General features: G+C 59.0%; 15 protein-coding genes, 6 tRNA genes and 1 pseudogene. 7 read left to right on the forward strand and 15 right to left on the reverse strand.

Annotated elements, in window-relative coordinates; all coding sequences use genetic code 11:
• Both BN1115_RS16745 and BN1115_RS16750 read right to left on the reverse strand, forming a co-directional pair.
• A pseudogene (locus tag BN1115_RS16745) lies at positions 1–387 on the reverse strand (transposase); the annotation flags it as partial.
• A gap of 240 nt (positions 388–627) precedes the next feature.
• A tRNA-Ser gene (locus BN1115_RS16750) sits at positions 628–715 on the reverse strand.
• A gap of 197 nt (positions 716–912) precedes the next feature.
• Between BN1115_RS16750 and BN1115_RS16755 the strand changes: the two genes are divergently transcribed.
• Positions 913–1,662 (forward strand): DsbA family protein, encoded by a 750-nt coding sequence (locus tag BN1115_RS16755; protein WP_042658042.1) that lies wholly within the window; start codon positions 913–915, stop codon positions 1,660–1,662.
• A gap of 297 nt (positions 1,663–1,959) precedes the next feature.
• On the forward strand, positions 1,960–2,862 hold the full coding sequence (locus BN1115_RS16760; RefSeq protein WP_042658043.1) for a sulfite exporter TauE/SafE family protein: 903 nt from the start codon (positions 1,960–1,962) through the stop codon (positions 2,860–2,862).
• On the opposite strand, the gene BN1115_RS16765 is transcribed toward BN1115_RS16760, so the two are convergent.
• Entirely contained in the window at positions 2,777–3,592 is an 816-nt protein-coding gene (locus BN1115_RS16765) for a hypothetical protein (RefSeq protein WP_042658090.1), read from the reverse strand. The genes BN1115_RS16760 and BN1115_RS16765 overlap by 86 nt on opposite strands.
• Before the next feature lie 216 nt (positions 3,593–3,808).
• Positions 3,809–5,095 carry a glutamate-1-semialdehyde 2,1-aminomutase gene (gene hemL, locus BN1115_RS16770; protein WP_042658044.1) on the reverse strand — a complete coding sequence of 429 codons (1,287 nt, stop codon included), beginning with the start codon at positions 5,093–5,095 and terminating at the stop codon, positions 3,809–3,811.
• Positions 5,096–5,339: 244 nt separating this feature from the next.
• Between hemL and clcA the strand changes: the two genes are divergently transcribed.
• The 3 genes from clcA to erpA all read left to right on the forward strand — a co-directional run bounded on the left by clcA (position 5,340) and on the right by erpA (position 7,953).
• The gene (gene clcA / locus BN1115_RS16775; RefSeq protein WP_042658045.1) at positions 5,340–6,728 is read left to right on the forward strand and encodes a H(+)/Cl(-) exchange transporter ClcA; all 1,389 of its coding nucleotides are present in this window, start codon (positions 5,340–5,342) and stop codon (positions 6,726–6,728) included.
• Positions 6,729–6,819: 91 nt separating this feature from the next.
• Entirely contained in the window at positions 6,820–7,515 is a 696-nt protein-coding gene (locus BN1115_RS16780; protein ID WP_042658046.1) for a DUF6776 family protein, read from the forward strand.
• A gap of 87 nt (positions 7,516–7,602) precedes the next feature.
• Positions 7,603–7,953 (forward strand): iron-sulfur cluster insertion protein ErpA, encoded by a 351-nt coding sequence (gene erpA / locus BN1115_RS16785; RefSeq protein ID WP_005340225.1) that lies wholly within the window; start codon positions 7,603–7,605, stop codon positions 7,951–7,953.
• A gap of 139 nt (positions 7,954–8,092) precedes the next feature.
• On the opposite strand, the gene nhaC is transcribed toward erpA, so the two are convergent.
• Complete coding sequence (nhaC, locus tag BN1115_RS16790) at positions 8,093–9,502, reverse strand: Na+/H+ antiporter NhaC (protein WP_042060692.1); 1,410 nt, start codon at positions 9,500–9,502, stop codon at positions 8,093–8,095.
• A gap of 301 nt (positions 9,503–9,803) precedes the next feature.
• Here nhaC and BN1115_RS16795 point away from each other — a divergent pair, with 301 nt between their 5' ends.
• Positions 9,804–10,013: a hypothetical protein gene (locus BN1115_RS16795; protein ID WP_042658047.1), complete on the forward strand. Its 210-nt coding sequence runs from the start codon at positions 9,804–9,806 to the stop codon at positions 10,011–10,013.
• Here BN1115_RS16795 and BN1115_RS16800 read toward each other — a convergent pair.
• The 9 genes from BN1115_RS16800 to rsmC form a co-directional block, all read right to left on the reverse strand.
• Positions 10,008–10,280, reverse strand: coding sequence for a late competence development ComFB family protein (locus BN1115_RS16800; protein ID WP_042658048.1), 273 nt, complete (start codon positions 10,278–10,280; stop codon positions 10,008–10,010). The genes BN1115_RS16795 and BN1115_RS16800 overlap by 6 nt on opposite strands.
• Positions 10,281–10,389: 109 nt before the next feature.
• Positions 10,390–10,475: transfer RNA gene (locus BN1115_RS16805), tRNA-Leu, on the reverse strand.
• A 71-nt stretch (positions 10,476–10,546) separates the two neighbouring features.
• Positions 10,547–10,632 (reverse strand) — tRNA-Leu (locus tag BN1115_RS16810).
• 46 nt (positions 10,633–10,678) lie between these two features.
• Positions 10,679–10,764 (reverse strand) — tRNA-Leu (locus tag BN1115_RS16815).
• 44 nt (positions 10,765–10,808) lie between these two features.
• Positions 10,809–10,894 (reverse strand) — tRNA-Leu (locus BN1115_RS16820).
• A 53-nt stretch (positions 10,895–10,947) separates the two neighbouring features.
• Positions 10,948–11,033: transfer RNA gene (locus BN1115_RS16825), tRNA-Leu, on the reverse strand.
• A 128-nt stretch (positions 11,034–11,161) separates the two neighbouring features.
• Positions 11,162–12,622, reverse strand: coding sequence for a glycogen synthase GlgA (gene glgA, locus BN1115_RS16830; protein WP_042658049.1), 1,461 nt, complete (start codon positions 12,620–12,622; stop codon positions 11,162–11,164).
• Entirely contained in the window at positions 12,612–13,829 is a 1,218-nt protein-coding gene (gene glgC / locus BN1115_RS16835) for a glucose-1-phosphate adenylyltransferase (RefSeq protein ID WP_042059554.1), read from the reverse strand. Before glgC ends, glgA begins: the two co-directional genes overlap by 11 nt.
• Positions 13,830–13,980: 151 nt before the next feature.
• Complete coding sequence (gene rsmC / locus BN1115_RS16840; protein WP_042658050.1) at positions 13,981–15,009, reverse strand: 16S rRNA (guanine(1207)-N(2))-methyltransferase RsmC; 1,029 nt, start codon at positions 15,007–15,009, stop codon at positions 13,981–13,983.
• Positions 15,010–15,289: 280 nt separating this feature from the next.
• Between rsmC and dapA the strand changes: the two genes are divergently transcribed.
• Entirely contained in the window at positions 15,290–16,162 is an 873-nt protein-coding gene (gene dapA, locus BN1115_RS16845; protein WP_042658051.1) for a 4-hydroxy-tetrahydrodipicolinate synthase, read from the forward strand.
• Between the two features lie 78 nt (positions 16,163–16,240).
• Here the strand turns inward: dapA and BN1115_RS16850 are convergent, their stop codons facing one another.
• On the reverse strand, positions 16,241–17,209 hold the full coding sequence (locus BN1115_RS16850) for a CYTH domain-containing protein (RefSeq protein WP_042658052.1): 969 nt from the start codon (positions 17,207–17,209) through the stop codon (positions 16,241–16,243).
• Between the last annotated feature and the right edge of the window lie 41 nt (positions 17,210–17,250).

The following is a 17,250-nucleotide window of genomic DNA, read 5'->3' on the forward strand; positions in this document are numbered from 1 at the left end:
AGGCGGGCTGTTTCAACCACGCGTAGAAGCCACTTCGGTGAACCCCCAGGGTCTGGCACAGGGTAACGACACTGTACCGGTCGAGTCGGGAGGTTATGAACGCGTACCTTTCCTTGACTCGCTGGCAAAGTACGCGGCGGCCTCCTTTAGGATGTTGCGCTCCTCGGTGACCAGGCGCAGTTCGGCTTTCAGGCGGCGTATCTCGGCTTGCAAGGCAGACTCTTCGAGCTGCTGGTCAGCAGGCTTGCCGTACTGCTTGAGCCAGGCATACAGACTGTGGCTGGATACCCCGAGGGCTCGTGCAACGTTAACCACCGGCCGTCCGCGCTCGGTGATTTGTTTAACGGCTTCGATTTTGAATGTTTCTGGATAACGCTGACGGGTCATAACACCTCCAATAGTTGCCTCATTTTAAGGCTGTGAGGTGTCTAAGGAACTGGGGGCGATCCACCTGCAGGGCAGCACGACGCTGGCGCAGGGTTAACTGGGGAAAGAGGGACAACAGGTGTTGAACGGCTGGGGGATCCATGATAGTAGACCATCAAGGTGATGGCCTACTTCAAGATTGGCCTTTCAACACAGCACTAAAAAAGCCCACGCAACATGGTTGCATGGGCTCGGTATGAATGGCGGAGGAGGTGGGATTTGAACCCACGGATGGTCGCCCATCGCCGGTTTTCAAGACCGGTGCATTCAGCCGCTCTGCCACCCCTCCGCAGCAGTGCGGCGAATATTACCATGCTGATCCGGCTTGTAAATCCCTGCTCGGTTCGATTGCTGGTTAATTGCGCGAAATGACATGAAAAAGTGGCAATCAGGGCACATCAAGCGCTTTTTTGGCCAGATAACTTGACTTGAAAACAGACTCAACCACTATAGTGCCCTCTATCATATCCTCTGCAAGATAACGTTATGACTATTAAAAATGCCCTGTTTTGCGCGCTGGCTGGCGTGACCCTGTTGGCTACGCCGGTACATGCGAGCGAGCTGACCAAAAGCGATGTCGAGCAAATCGTTCGCGACTATCTGGTCAAGAATCCCGAGATCCTGGTCGAGATGTCCAATGCCCTGCGTGCCAAGCAGGAGAGTCAGCAGGCCGAGAGTGACAAGGCGCTGATCAAGGCTCACTCCAAGCAGCTTTATGCCAATCAGGATCCCGAGATGGGAAATCCGAAGGCATCGCTGACCATTGTGGAGTTTTTCGATTACAACTGCGGTTACTGCAAACGGGCCCATCCGCTGGTCAAGCAGTTGATGGCGGAAGATAAAGACATCCGTTACATTTACAAGCAGTTCCCCATTCTGAGCGAATCCTCCTACTTCGCTGCCCGTGCTGCGCTGGCGGTTCAACTGGGCCAACCTGACAAGTATCAGGCGTTCCACGAAAAGCTCTATACCCATCAGGGCCCGCTCTCTGATGAGGCTCAGGTCAAGCAGCTGGCGCTGGCGGCCGGTGTTGACTGGAGCAAGGTGGAAGCCAAGATCAAGGATGGCAGCATTGACCAGAACCTCGGTACCAACCGTGCGCTGGCTGAAGCGCTCGGTATTTCCGGTACCCCGGCCTTCATCATCGGTGATCAGATCCTGCGCGGTGCGCCCCGTGATCTGGCCAGCCTGAAGGGGTTTATCAAGGACGTGCGCGCCGGCAAGAGCATTCAATAAGCGGTTGTTATGGTCAGGGGCTCAGTCCCTACGTCCAGATACAGAAAGAGGGTCGGTATCGCTACCGCCCCTCTTTTTCATTATGTCCCTTGGCACAGGTGGTCGTCGCGAAAGGACCATAACAACGTGCTCAGGACCCGGCCTGTTGGCCTCAGTAACAAGTATTAGCAGAGTCGTTCGACTTCCATCTGGAAAAGTTTCAACTCATCTTGGCTGGCTGCGAAGCTTGCTTAATTACAGCCAAGACTTTTTCTGCGCCCTGCCTTAGAATCGCCGCCCGGTGCAGGAGAAACCCATATGTTAGTTGATATTTTGCGGATTATTTTTATAGCCGGTGGCCTGGCATTTGTCTTTATGCTGGTGCAGGCCTGCTGGCAGAAGAGGTGCAACGGCACGCTCGAATCTACTCCCTTCTGGCCAGTGGCGTTGATCGGTGGGGTTGCCAACTTCCTCGACACCCTGGGGGTGGGCAGTTTTGCGGTAAAGACCGCCTGCTACAAGCAGTTCAAGCTGATCGATGATCGAGTGCTGCCGGGCACCCTCAATGGGCAGTGCGTGCTGCCGACCGTGACCCAGTCGCTGATCTTCATCGGCGCAGTAGCGGTGGAGCCGCTGACGCTGATCTGCATGATGACTGCCGCCGCAGCGGGCGCGGCTTGGGGCGCTCGCCATGTGGCCTCGTTTGATCGGCAGACCATCCGGCTGGTGATGGCCATCTCCCTGCTGGTCGTCGCCGGGTTGATCTTTGCCGGTCTGCTGGGCCTTTTCCCTGTAGGTGGCGATGCGATGGGGCTCGGTGGCTACAAGCTGGCGATCGCCCTGCTTGGCAACTTCATCTTCGGGGTACTGATGAATGTCGGTATCGGCCTGTTTGCCCCCTGCATGACGCTGGTCTATTTGCTGGGGATGAATCCGCTGGCAGCATTCCCCATCATGATGGGCTCCACCGCCGTGCTTAGCGTCTTCTCTGCAGGCACCTTTATCCGCAAAGGGGCCTTCGATGCCAAGGCGGTGCTGGCGGTGGCCATCTTCGGTCCCATCGGTGTGGTGCTGGCCGCCATGCTGGTCAAGTCCATGGATATGGAGATGTTGAAGTGGCTGGTTGCCTTTATCGTCATCTATACCTCCTGGACCATGTACGCCTCCTGGCGGGCGGCGCGTCGCTCCCCTGTGCAACTGGCGGTGGAGCGCGCAGGCTAGCCTGTACCAGTGCCGCTTCGGCCTTGGCCCCCAGAAAGACATAGAGGCCAAGCGCCAGCAGCAACCCCACCGCACACGCCATCACCCCTACCGCAGGCCAGAGCAGCTCGCTCTGGCCAAGCGACCCCTTGAACAGCAGCAACAGCCCCTCGATGGAGACCGCGATCAGAATTGCGGCGATAAAGCGGGTGATGGTGCGGCGAATGGCGCTGTGGCGGAAGATATCCTTATGCAGCAGTACCTCCTCTTCCAGAATGGTCTTGCCCAGATCGAACACCGCCAGTGCCAGGGTCAGGAAGATGATGGCACTAAAGGCGCCGAGCCGGTTCTGCTGCTCGCCGCACAACAGCTGGTAGAGCTGCTCCAGCCCGTGCCAGATCAGGGTGGCGACGATGAGAAACAGCGCCATGCTGAGCACCACATAGACGGCCTTGAACCAGGGCATGGCGCGGCGGCGATCCCTGTCCCCCATCAACCAGCCAATCAGCTGATTCAGACAGACGGTGATCTCCCGTCCCTGCCCCTGCACGATAAGATGCAGCCGGTTATGGGCCGCCGGTGCCGCAGGCTGGATGCACACAGGCCCCTGATAGTGGTCAATGCTGACAACAAAGGGATACCGCTTGAGCGAGGCAAGGGGGGCGCTGAGCAGCCCCTGCAGTAGCGGGGTCAGCTCTTCCTGATACTCCTGATAGCGCCGCAGCACATCGATGGGGCTCATCTCTGCCATATGGACCTCGGTGACGTGGGCTCTGTTGCGGATGTGCAAATAGTGGGCCTGCTTTATGACAGGGATGGCGGGGCAAGTTGCACCAGAGGATGACAAAACGACGGATGACGAGGGGGGAATGCACCAGAAATGGGCGTATTGCTGTTCTGTGTGGTAATGGCGGCACTGCAATAGAAAAGGGCCCATGACGGGCCCTTTGCGACAACCGGCGGCGATTTAGCCAGCCAGCTTGGCGAAGCTGCGCTCGGCGGCAGCCAGGGTGTGTTCAATTTCCTTGTCACCGTGAGCCAGTGACAGGAAGCCCGCCTCGTAGGCACTCGGCGCCAGATAGACGCCCTCTTCCAGCATCAGGTGGTAGAAGCGCTTGAAGCGTTCCATGTCGCAGCGGGTGACCTGCTCGTAGCGGGTGATCTCGGGTTCGTCGGTGAAGAAGAAGCCGAACATGCCGCCCACATAGTTGATGGCGAGCGGAATGCCATGCTTGGCCGCGGCCGCTTTCAGCCCTTCTGCAACCCGGGCAGTCTTGGCGCTCAGCTGCTCATAGAGGCCCGGCTCCAGCAGCAGATCCAGCATGGTGAGGCCGGCCGCCATGGCCACCGGGTTGCCGGAGAGAGTGCCGGCCTGATAGACGGGGCCAGTCGGAGCAATGTATTGCATCACCTTCTTCTTGCCGCCGAAGGCACCGACCGGCATGCCGGCACCGATGATCTTGCCGAGGGTGGTGAGATCCGGGTCGATGTTGTAGTGACCCTGAGCGCCGCGCAGGGAGACGCGGAAACCGGTCATCACCTCGTCCAAGATCAGCAGGGCGCCGAACTCGTCACAGATGGTGCGCAGTCCTTCCAGGAAGCCCGGCACTGGCGGGATACAGTTCATGTTGCCAGCGACCGGCTCGACGATGATGCAGGCAATCTCGCTGCCGTACTGGGTGAAGGCTTCACGTACCGACTCCAAGTCGTTGAAGACGCAGGTCAGGGTGTGCTTGGCGAAATCGGCCGGTACGCCCGGGCTGTTGGGCTGACCCAAGGTCAGGGCGCCGGAACCGGCTTTGACCAGCAGGGAGTCGGCGTGGCCGTGGTAGCAGCCCTCGAATTTGACGATCTTGTCGCGGCCGGTATAGCCGCGGGCCAGCCGGATGGCGCTCATGGTCGCTTCGGTGCCGGAGTTGACCATCCGCACCTGCTCCATGGAGGGGACGATTTGGCGGACTTTCTCGGCCATCAGCACTTCGATCTCGGTCGGCGCGCCGTAGCTCAGCCCCTTCTCTACCGCCTTGATGACGGCAGCCTTGATGGCCGGGTGGTTGTGACCCAGCAGCATGGGGCCCCAGGAGCCGATGTAATCCACGTAGGCCTGACCATCCACATCATAGAGATAGGCGCCATCGGCGTGATCGATGAAGCGGGGCGTGCCGCCGACCCCATTGAAGGCGCGGACCGGTGAGTTGACGCCACCCGGAATGGTCTGGCGGGCCTGTTCAAACAGCTGATCTGATTTTGACATGGATCATCCTTAATGGGATTTTGGGCGTCACACAAGGGATTGCAGCCGATTGAGACTCGGCAGGCCGGGGCATGAGGAGTATGCTTTGCGCTCTCGCCACCCGGACTCTCGGTCTGCTCCCGTGACAAAAATTTAACGGGCCGACTATAGCAGAAAGCCCCAGCCCTGGGCAGCCGAGCAACGTGCCGGGTGATCCTGATCTCAGCTAGCTGACGATATGGTTTTTCCAGGTTGGTGTAACAAGATGGCGCAACAAGCTCTCTCCTCTGAACCCGAAACCTCTTCGCGGGGGCCGCTTTCCCGCATTATCCGGCAAGACAAGATGCCCTTGTTGGTGCTACTGCTGGCAGCGCTGGTCGGCACCCTGGCCGGGCTGGTGTGCGGCCTGTTCGAATCGGGTGTCCACTGGCTGGCAGAACAACGCATCGCCTTGCTGGCCGATCGTCCCTGGTGGCAGCTCGGTCTGCTCGGCTTTGGCTTCAGCGCCTTGTTGGGATTTGTCGGTTACTTCCTCACCCATACCTTTGCCCCGGAAGCGGGGGGCTCCGGCATTCCCGAGATCGAGGGGGCGATGGACGATCTGCGCCCGGTACGGTGGTGGCGGGTGTTGCCGGTCAAGTTCTTCGGCGGCATCTGCACCCTGAGTTCCGGCATGGTGCTGGGGCGGGAGGGGCCCTCGGTACAGATCGGCGGCAACCTCGGCAAGATGGTGGCGGATATATTCCGGCTACCCAAGGAGCATGGCCACGCCCTGCTGGCGGCTGGTGCGGCGGGCGGTCTGGCGGCCGCCTTCAATGCGCCGCTGGCAGGGATCCTGTTCGTGATGGAGGAGATGCGGCCGCAGTTTCGCTACTCCTTTCTGGCCATCAAGGCGGTGGGGATCTCCGCCATCATGGCGACCCTGATGTTGCAGAACATGAAAGGTCAGGGGGCGGTGATCACCCTGCCCCATTATGATGCGCCAGCCCTAAAGGCACTCTGGCTGTTCCTCTTTATGGGGGCCACCTTCGGGGTGCTCGGTTTTGTCTTCAACAAGTTGGTGCTGGCCTGTCAGGATGGCTATCTGGCGCTGCATCAGAACAAGCGCCACCGTTTTGTAGCCATCGGCATGCTGGTCGCCGGAATGTTTGGTGTGCTGTCGCTGTTCGCCCCCTCGGTGACAGGCGGCGGCACCGAGCTTATTCCCCATTTGATGGGGGGCGAGTATGCGATGGCGACCCTGTTCCTCATCTTCTCGGTGCGGCTGGTCGCGACCCTTATCTGCTTCTGCTCCGGTGCGCCGGGCGGGGTGTTTGCGCCGACTTTGGCGCTGGGCACCCTGTTTGGCGTTGTGTTCGGCCATCTGTTTCATGCGGCGTTTCCCGAGCTGGGTATCGAGCCCGGCGCCTTTGCCATCGCAGGGATGGGGGCGCTGTTTGCTGCCACAGTGCGTGCCCCCATCACCGGTATCGTGTTGGTCACCGAGATGACTGACAACTATCAGCTGATCCTGCCGATGATGATCACCACGGTCGGGGCAACCCTGGTTGCCCAGTGGCTGGGTGGCCGACCTATCTATTCCCAGATCCTGGAGCGAACTTTACGGCTCGCCGCGCGTCAAAAGCGGGGTGATGGCAGCGCCACGGCCAGTTAATTTTTCCCTTTATCGCCTTTGGCTCCGGTCCGGGCGGTATAGTGAAGGGAGAGGCGCTGCCGTAAATGGCGTGATAACGGGATGAGGGGCTATGTCCAATCTATTGAAGTTATTGGTCGTGTTAGCCGTTGGCGGGCTCATCGGTTACTTTGCCGGTAACCGTCAGGAGCTGGCCCAGAGCAGTCTGTTGGTGGTGCAGCAGGAGACGCTGGATCGCCAGGGCAAGGCCATCGGCCAACTCAAGACCGAGCTGGGGGTGAAAGATACCCAGCTGGCGACCCAGCGGGCAGCCTTCGAACAATTGCAGACCACCTTGAAGAGTCAGGAGGCGCAGGTGCAGGAGCTCAAGCGCCAGTTGGCCTTTTTCGAGCGGATCATGCGCCCCACCGGCGAACAGGTGGGGGTGGTGATCGACAACCTGACCCTGCAGGAGACCAGCATTCCCGGTCGTTACCACTACCGTCTTGCCCTGACTCAGCCCGCCAAGAAGCGGGAGCTGTTTCGTGGTCAGGTGCAGATCCGGGTCGAGGGGAGTCTGGCCGACAAGCCGAAGACGCTGACCGGTCGCGATCTCGGGATGAAGGTGAGCGAGTGGCGCTATGCCCTGCGTTATTTCCAGCTGCTGGAAGGGAACTGGCAGTTGCCGGAAGGCTTTGTGCCGGATCGGATCCGTGTCACCATCAACAAGGACGGCAGGCAGCCGGCACAAGAGCTGCTGGTTGAATGGGGCGAGGTGATCAAGCCGCTGGTCGCCGCGCCGCCTGCTCCGGTTCCCGCTGCCGGTTAAACGTGGTGAATACTTGAACTGAATGGTCGGGTATTGGATAATTTCGCGGTTTCCATGTTTGTGGATCTAATGGTTGTGAGGTCAGTAATGAGTGCAGTAGCAGAAGCCCCGCTGCCCATCCAGATGACGGATGCGGCGGCCAACAAGGTGAAGAACCTGATCACCGAGGAAGAGAATCCCGAGCTGAAGCTGCGGGTGTACATCACGGGTGGGGGCTGCTCCGGTTTCCAGTATGGCTTTACCTTTGATGAGAAGATCAACGACGGGGACACCGTGGTCGAGAAGAACGGCGTCACCATGGTGATCGATCCCATGAGCCTGCAATATCTGGTAGGCGGCAGTGTGGATTACACCGAGGGTCTGGAAGGTTCACGCTTCACCGTGACCAACCCCAATGCCACCACGACCTGTGGCTGTGGCTCCAGCTTCTCCATCTGATCGGCGTTATCGGTCTGATGAAACGGCTCTCGGCGACGAGGGCTGTTTTTGTTTGTGGTGATCAGTGAACGCCATCAAACAGCATTTCTCTAAAACAACAAAGGCGCCGTGATGGCGCCTTTGTTGTTTGCAGGATGGCTTAGCGGGAGCTTGCCGCCGCGACCAGCGGGATCCGGTTCACTGCCTTGCCCATGTAGGCGAGGGTGATGGTCACAATGATGCAGGTGAAGCTCAGCCACATGTAGGGCAGGTAGTCGAGGGTCGCGACCCCCAGTACCCCGGCCATGAAGATGCCGTTGTCGCTCCAGGGCACCATGCCGCAGGTGAGGGTGCCACCAAACTCGGCGTTGCGAGAGAGGTTCTTGCGTGCCAGTCCCAGCCGATCGTAGTTTTTGGCCATGATCTTGGGGGTCAGGATCAGCGACACATACATGGCCGAGCCAAACACGTTGGCCAGAAACGCGGTGGCTATGGTGTGGCTGGTCAGGCTGCCGACGCTGTTGATGCGCTTCTCGAAGGCGCTGGCGATCACTTCCAGAATGCCGACCTTCTCCAGCAGGCCGCCAAACCCGAGACCGAAGATGATGACCGCGACCGAGCCCAGCATGGATTCCATGCCGCCGCGACCGAGAATGTTGTCGATAAAGTCGATGCCGGAGGTGATGGCAAACGGGCTGTAGGCTGAGTGCATTGCCTTGACCGGATCCATGCCCTGGAAGGCGATGGCCCAGATCAGGCCCAACAGGGCGCCGAAGCTGATCACCGGGAAGGCGGGCTTGCGATTGGCCAACAGGCCTAGCACCAGTACCACCGGCACGATGGCCAGCGGAGTGATGTTGAACTGGTTGTCGAGGGCCTCCATCACCAGATTGACCTGCTCCAGGCTGACGTTGCCCGAATACTGCATGCCTACCACGGTGAACAGCACGGCGGTGATGACATAGGAGAGCAGGCTGATGGGCAGCATCCCCTTGATATGTTCCACCACGTCGACGTTGGACATGGTCGAGGCCAGCACCACAGAGTCGGAGAGCGGGGAGAGCTTGTCGCCGAAGTAGACGCCGGAGAGCACGGCACCGGCTACCAGCGGCGCAGGCACGCCGAGACTGTGGCCGATCCCCATCATGGCGATACCGGCGGTGGCGGCAGAGCCCCAGGAGGTGCCGGTAGCCAGCGAGGTCAGGGAGCAGATGATCAGGGTTGCCAGCAGGAAGATGGACGGATGGATCACCTTGAGGCCGAAGTAGATGATGCTGGGGACAATGCCGCCGGCAATCCAGGTGCCTACCAGGGCACCGACGGAGACCAGGATCAGGATGGCCCCCATTCCCTTGGCGACGCCGTCAACGGCCGCCTGCTCCAGGGATTTGTAATCGTGGCCGAGCTTGATGCCGAGCCCCATGATAACGAACCAGGCGATGAACAGCGCCAGCTGGATCGGCAGGTCGAGCACGCTGGTGAACGAGAATGCCAGGGCCAGGAAAATGGCCAGACAGATGAACACCTGCGCCATGCCCGGTAGTCGGATGTGGTTTTGTTGGTTTTGCATAGATACTTCCTAAACTCTTGCTCGCCAAAGTCAGTCCCTCTCGTCCTGTGGATACACGTATCCCGAGGGGCCAACCCAAAAAGAGGCCGCAATCTACCACAAACCTGATGGGTTAAAGCCCCATCAAATTGGTAAAAATGCACACTTGATTGAAAAAATCACAAATTAGTTGATCTCATAACCCGTTTTTGAGCGCCCTGTTGACATGCAAGGCCACATACGAAGCCTGCTTGCGACGCGACTTGCATCCTTGATAGATGAAGATGATAATTATTATCAATTGTTGATTGGGGAGAAAACAATGCGCTGGATATTGCGGGGGATGATGTTGCTGGTGGCGGTGGCCGTACTCGCATGGGGTCAGGATAAAGAGTACGGCACCTGGAGTGCCGGTTTTCTGCTGGCTGCCTGGGTGATGCTGGAGCCCGGATTGCGGCCTGCCTTGATTCTGCTGCCAGTCGCTGGCTTGACCGGTATCGCCACCCTGCTCTGGCAGCAGCCCTGGTTATGAGGTTTTGACGGGAGCCTGCTCGATCTTCTGTAGCGCTTGTTTCAGGGAGGTGACGACCAGCTTTTCCATTTCGGTGCGCTTGGCATCAGTCAGGAAGTAGATCATGTCGACATCGTGGCGAATATAGTGGGAAGGGAGCTGGTTGAGGGTCAGGCAGCAGAGGTCGGCCATCTGGTCGCCGGTGAGCTTCTGTTGCAGATCCTGTTTCTCAATCTCCTTGAGCACCAGATGTTCGTAAAAGTTGTGAATGTCGGTATCCAGTATCATATGCGTTCCTTGGCATGACGATGAGCGGGGAGTCGTCAAAAGCATAGCCATAACAAGGAGTAAAAACAAAAGGCCCGTCACTTTCGTGATGGGCCTTTTGCGTAATGAATGGTGCGAAGAGAGGGACTCGAACCCTCACATCCGTGGGACACTAACACCTGAAGCTAGCGCGTCTACCAATTCCGCCACCTTCGCACACTGATTTTCTCCAGCTGGTTTTTAAATGCGGTTGGAGCGCATTGCTCTGTTTTTACATGTCAGAATCATGGTGCGAAGAGAGGGACTCGAACCCTCACACCCGGGGGGCACTAACACCTGAAGCTAGCGCGTCTACCAATTCCGCCACCTTCGCACATTCGGGTTTCCAGTCTGGATTTACATGCTGTCTGGATAAAGCATGGTGCGAAGAGAGGGACTCGAACCCTCACATCCGTGGGACACTAACACCTGAAGCTAGCGCGTCTACCAATTCCGCCACCTTCGCACATTGTGTTACCAGTTTTGATTTACATGCTGTCTGGAGAAGCATGGTGCGAAGAGAGGGACTCGAACCCTCACACCCGGGGGGCACTAACACCTGAAGCTAGCGCGTCTACCAATTCCGCCACCTTCGCACATTCGGGTTTTCTAGTTGGATTTACATGCTGCTGAATCAGCATGGCAGTATTGGTGCGAAGAGAGGGACTCGAACCCTCACATCCGTGGGACACTAACACCTGAAGCTAGCGCGTCTACCAATTCCGCCACCTTCGCATCACTGCGGAGGGGGATTCTATAGAGTTTTGGGGGAGCGTCAACAGCCAAAGGGGACTTTTTTCGCTGTTGACGCCCAAAGTGGCGCCAAGGGTACAAAACTTCAGCAATTAGCTGACGTTTGGTGCTCAGTAACGGCCCAATGCGCTCTGATACATCAGCTCGTACTGGGTGACCGAGTCAGGCCAGTTGAAGCGGGTCTTCATGGCATTGCGCTGCACCTTGGCAAAACGCTCCTTGTCCTGCAGGAAATAGAGCAAGCTGCGGCGCATGGTATCGAGCAGGATGGCGGCCGTCGGATCGTTGAAGCAGAAACCGGTGGCCCGCTCGGGATCGGCATCCCAATCCACCACGGTATCTTTGAGACCCCCCACGGCGCGCACCAGCGGCAGGGTGCCGTAGGCGAGGCTGTACATCTGGTTGAGGCCGCAAGGCTCGAACAGCGAGGGCATCAGGAAGAAGTCGGCACCGGCTTCGACCAGATGAGCCAGCCGATCGTCATAGGTGTTGATGAAGGCGAGCTTGTCCGGGTAATCCCGGGCCATGGTTTGCAGTTGTGTGGCGAGCGCAGGATCGCCAGAGCCGACGATCACCACTTGCACCTGATGGTGGAGGAATTTCTCCAGCGCAGGGAGCAGCAGGGGAACACCCTTCTGCTCGGTCAGGCGGCAAACCATGCCGTAGATCGGCAGATCCGCCACGGCCAGTCCCGCTTCCTGCTGCAGGCTCTGCTTGCAGATCTGTTTGCCAGCCATGTTGTCGATGCTGTAGGTCGCAGGCAGGAACTCGTCGAACTCAGGATCCCAGTCCTTGTAGTCGCAGCCGTTGAGGATGCCGCAGAGATCGGCCGCCCGCTGCTGGAAGATGCTGGCCATGCCGTGGGCGCCGAGGTGAGTCAGCAGCTCCTGGGCATAGTTGGGGCTGACCGCATTGATCTTGTCGGCGTAGAGCACCCCGCATTTGAGCAGGTTGACGTGGCCGTAGTCGTAGTTGATGCGGCGTTCGTAATCGGCGATCTCGGGCATGGCCCAGAACTGCTCGCGGCCGAACACTCCCTGAAACGCCGCGTTGTGAATACTGATCACGCTGCGGGTCTGCTGGAAGAAGGGGTTCTGAGCATGGCGGGTTTTCAGCAGCAGCGGCAGCAGGCCGGTGTGCCAGTCGTTGCAGTGGACGATGTCCGGGGCGAAGCCGAGCTGCTCGCAGGCATGGAGGGCTGCCGCCGAGAAGAAGGCAAAGCGCTCGCCGTTATCCGGATAGGCCTGATTGTTCTCGGCGTAGAGCTGGGGACGATCGAAATATTGCGGGCAGTCGAGCAGATAGACGCAGACGCCATCCAGCTCCATCTGGTAAATGCGATAACCGATATCCGGCAGTCCCGGATGGGTGGGCAGCCAGCGGGACGCGACCAGTTTGGCCTCATCCCGTCGCTTTATCGTCTTGTAGAAGGGCAGCATGATCCTGACATCATGTCCCTTCTGGGCCAGGTACATCGGCAGGGCTCTGGCAACGTCTGCCAGGCCCCCGGTCTTGACCAGCCCCTCAACTTCCGAGGCAACAAACAGGATTTTCAGTGGGTTAATAGCCAACTCTTGCTCCCTTAGGTACCACCACGATACCGCCTTCGGATACGGTAAATCGCTCTCTATCGTGGTCGAGATTTTCACCGATAACGGTGCCGGGCGCAATTTCAACGTTTTTATCTATGATCGCGCGCCGGATGGAGCACCCTTCACCAATCTTCACATCCCCCAGCAGCACGGATTCACTGATGTGGCTGCAGGGGCCGATATTGCAGCGGAAACCGAGAATGGAGCGCTGGATCTGGCTGCCCTGAATGAAGCAACCGGCGGAGATCAGGGAGTTGGCGATCTTCACCTTGCACTCGTCGCTGTCGATGAAGGTGGCGGGCGGCAGCGCCGGATAGTGGGTGTGCAGCGGCCACTTGCGGTTATAGAGGGAGAAGGGGGGATTGTCGGCTACCAAATCCATGTGTGCCTGCCAGTAGGAGTCCAGAGTCCCCACATCCCGCCAGTAGACGCTCGGTCTTTCACCGGGGATGACGTTGGTGCTGTAGTCGTAGACATAGACAGGGGCGCGCGGGTAGAGGCTCGGGATCACATCCTTGCCAAAGTCGTGGCTGGAGTTCTCCTCGGCGGCATCCCGCTTCAGCTCACGGCAGAGGGCATCGGTCTCGAAGATGTAGTTGCCCATGGAGACCAGCGCCTGGGTCGGATCGCCGGGGATGTGCTTGGGCTGCTTCGGCTTTTCCTGAAAACCGATCATCCGTCCTTCGGTATCCACCTCGATCACCCCGAAGGCGCTCGCCTCTTCGATGGGCATGCGCAGGGCGGCGACCGTCATGGCGGCGTTCTTCTGCTTATGGAAGGTGACCATCTGACTCACATCCATCTTGTAGATGTGGTCGGAGCCGAAGATGCAGACGTGATCCGGTTCGGCCCGCTCGATAAAGCCGAGGTTCTGGTAGATGGCGTCGGCGGTGCCGTCATACCAGCGTTTGCCCATCCGCATCTGGGCCGGGATGGGGTCGATGAAGCGGTCGGTGATGCCGACGATATTCCAGCCCTTCTTCATGTGCAGATAGAGGGATTGGGATTTGAATTGGGTCAGTACATAGATGCGCAGAAAGTCTGCGTTGACGAAGTTGTTGAGGACAAAGTCGATCAGCCGGTAGCTGCCACCGAAGGGGACGGAAGGCTTGCTGCGGGTGGTGGTCAGAGGCTGCAGGCGAGTACCTTCGCCACCAGCCAGGATCATGGTCAAAATGCCTGCCATCGTATTTCTCTCCCTGAATGAACCACATGAAAAGGTTTTCAACATCCGGTATAAAAACACCCCTTAAGGGGTGGTTTTTATAGTGCTCTTAGTACCTTATCAGATCCCGTATGGCGCTCTCTAGCTGTTTTATTGTGCGGCTTACACTTATTTACACTTTGCTCAGATAGACCTTGAATTTGGCATCACTGCTGATCACTTCAGTCCGTTTGAAGTGTGTCTCCAGTATAGGCTGGTAGCGCAAGAAGGCGTTGGCAACAATGGTCAGCGAGCCAGTTGGCAGCAAAAATTCCGGCGCCTTTGCCAGGAACTGCTCGGTCGCCGCATAGAAGGTTTTGAGACCCGCATGGAATGGCGGGTTGGAGACGATGTGCTGGAAACGGGTGGCGACATCGGAATAGACATCGGAAGGGTACACCTTGCCCTCTAACCCATTGATCGCCAGTGTGCGGCGGCTCGACTCCAGCGCCAGCGCACTGATATCCACCATGTTGACCTTGAGATCCGGATTGCGCTTGGCCAGCACAGATCCAATCACCCCGGCGCCGCAGCCGAAATCGAGCAGCTCGCCCTTCATCGGTGGCACCGCGGCCAGCAGCATCTGGGTGCCGAGATCCAGCTCGGCGGCGCTGAAAACGCCGGGCAGTGCCAGCACGGTCAGCTCGGTATCACCGGCCTTGCACTGGTAGCGGCCAAACCAGTTATCCAGCTCGAACGGGGCAACCGGCTTGCAGAGCTCACCGTGATAGAGAGAGCAGCGGCGGGCCGAATCGCGCTTGATCGGCTTTTCGCCATAGGGGGCCAGCAGCTTGTCGGCGCCATTGATGCCGCCGCGGTTGTCACCGGCCAGGAACAGGTCGGCACCAGCCTCCAGCAAGGGGGTCATCATGGCCAGCAGATATTGCGCCTCGGCCTTGGCCTTGGGCATCAGCAGCAGCAGAGCATCGAAGCGGGGGGCGCCACCGAGCTGGTGGTCGAACAGGATAGCCTCACCGAGGGCGGCCTGCTGGCTGCGGTAGTAGCAGTAATCGGTGGTAAAGACGGTCAGAGTCTGGGCCAGGGTCGCCAGCTGGCGGGGGGAGTCATCCTCCAGCGCGCCACAGACAAGTAGCCGCTTGCCGACAAAGAGGGCTTGGTTTCGTTCCAGCATCTGGCTGACGGCACTGATAGGGCTGCTCATCGGGTCTCTCCACGCAATTTTGGGCGGCCATTATACATAGCCCCTTTCGCCTTGACATTTATGCCGTGTTCCCGAAATATGCCCAGACACCATTTTTTGACCAGAGATGACGAAATGCGGTTCAACGGGTTGAAACGAAAGCACAAAAAAAGCCTGACATTCGGGCCTGCCGACGTTCGCGCGTAACCTCTCATCCCTGAGAAGCTTCAAACCCCGGTTGCGCACATCGTACCGGGGTTTTTTATTGCCATATGCGCGTCATTTAGGAGAAGGAGATCCCATGTTTCAAGGTTCAATCGTTGCGTTGATCACCCCGTTTCGACAGGGAAAGCTGGATGAAGAGGCGCTGCTGCGTCTGGTGGAGTGGCATATCGAGCAGGGCACCCACGGCATTGTGCCGGTCGGCACCACGGGTGAAAGTCCGACCCTGACTCATGACGAACACTGCCGGGTGGTGGAGCTGGTGGTCAAGCAGGTGGCGGGGCGCGTTCCGGTCATCGCCGGGGCCGGTTCCAACAACCCGGTCGAGGCCATCGAGTACACCCTCCATGCCGAGCGGGTCGGCGCCGACGCTACCCTGCATGTGGCCGGTTACTATAACCGTCCCAATCAGGAGGGGCTCTACCACCACTTCAAGGCCGTCCACGACGCTACCGCCAAGCCGATCATCATCTACAACATTCCGCCGCGCGCCATCGTTGACGTGCAACCCGCGACCCTGGCCCGTCTGGCCGAACTGCCGCGCATTGCCGGGGTGAAAGATGCTACTGGCGATCTGGCCCGCCCGTGGACCGAGCGCCAGCTGATCAAAAAGCCCTTCGCCTGGCTCTCCGGTGAAGATGCCACGGCCGTGGCCTACAACATCGGCGGTGGTCAGGGCTGTATCTCGGTGACCGCCAACGTGGCCCCCAAGCTGGTGGCCGAGGTGCAGAACCTCACGCTGGCGGGCAAGTGGCAAGCCGCGCGTGAACTGCAAGACCAGCTCATTCCGCTCCATCAGGCAATGTTTGCCGAGCCGAGCCCGGCCGGTGCCAAATATGCCGCCTCCCTGCTCGGCTTCTGTAGCGAGGAGTGCCGCCTGCCGGTGATGCCGCTGTCGGACGCGACCCGCGAGCGCATTCGCAGCGCCATGCAGCAGCTCAACCTGCTGTAATGCAAAACGGGTGAGCCAAGGCTCACCCGTTTTGTTTCCAGTCTTTATTTCCGACCTTGGGTTCCGACATAGCCCCGTTCAGGCGGCGTGATGCAGCCAAGCGGCGATGGCCAGCTGCAACTCGACATACGCCGGATAGAGGAAGAGATCGGCCAGCTCGGCAGGCCACTGGTCATGCTCGCCCGATTGGGCTTGCAGATGGGCGTGCAGGCTGGTCAGGGCGGGCTGCCAGGGTGCGGCTTGTGGCAGCGTGGCCGCACTGCGGACAATCAGATCAACTCCCTGACGCAAGGCGTCGAACGCCTGCTGTTGAACGCCTTTATCCTGCAGATGCTCCAGCCAGAGCTGTTCATGATGCTGCCAGTGGCGCAGCCCCTCGCTTACCCCCGTTATGCCATCCATACCTTTATGCTCGACCTGCGCCTGCAGTGCCAGCGGTTTGCCGAGCCCGGCCAGTCGATAGCCACGTTGTGCCTTGGATTGGGCGCCGAGGCGCAGCCCGCTGATCCTGGCGAGGCGTTGGGCCAGTGCAAACAGGGCTGTGGTGTCGCCGGATTTGAGCTCCAGTTCCAGTTCGTTGATGGTGGTGCTGCCCTGACTGCCGACTATCTCTCCCTGATCCCAGGCCAGCTCAATCTCGGCGTTCTCGAAGGCGATCAACCAGTGGCGACGCAGGAAGTCGGTGCGAAACTGGGCGACCAGCTGCTGCTGGATGTGGTCGCGCTCGGTCAGGGTCGGCCAAATCTCATCGGGAAAGGCCGAGAGGGTCGGCAGATCGCCGCTGACGGGGGCGTTGTACTCGGGTCTGGCGTGCAGGCCGCCTACCACCTGACCGCGGCATTTGATGGTCTGTTCGGCGAAGGCATCGCAGCGACGGATCCGCAGCCCCATCTCCAGCTGGCGCAGGGCAAGGGTCGGCGTATCGAAATAGACGTTGCCGAGCTGCTGTCGGGACGATTCCTTAATTTCAAGAGAATTCAGCAGGTTGGATAACGCGGTTTGAATGTCGCTGGCGACAAAAAACTTTATCTCGATCTCAGTTTGCATAGTCATTCCGGGCTGGCAGGCAACTTTGGGGGGCAGGATTC

This window comes from Aeromonas allosaccharophila, assembly GCF_000819685.1.
Lineage (GTDB): Bacteria > Pseudomonadota > Gammaproteobacteria > Enterobacterales > Aeromonadaceae > Aeromonas > Aeromonas allosaccharophila.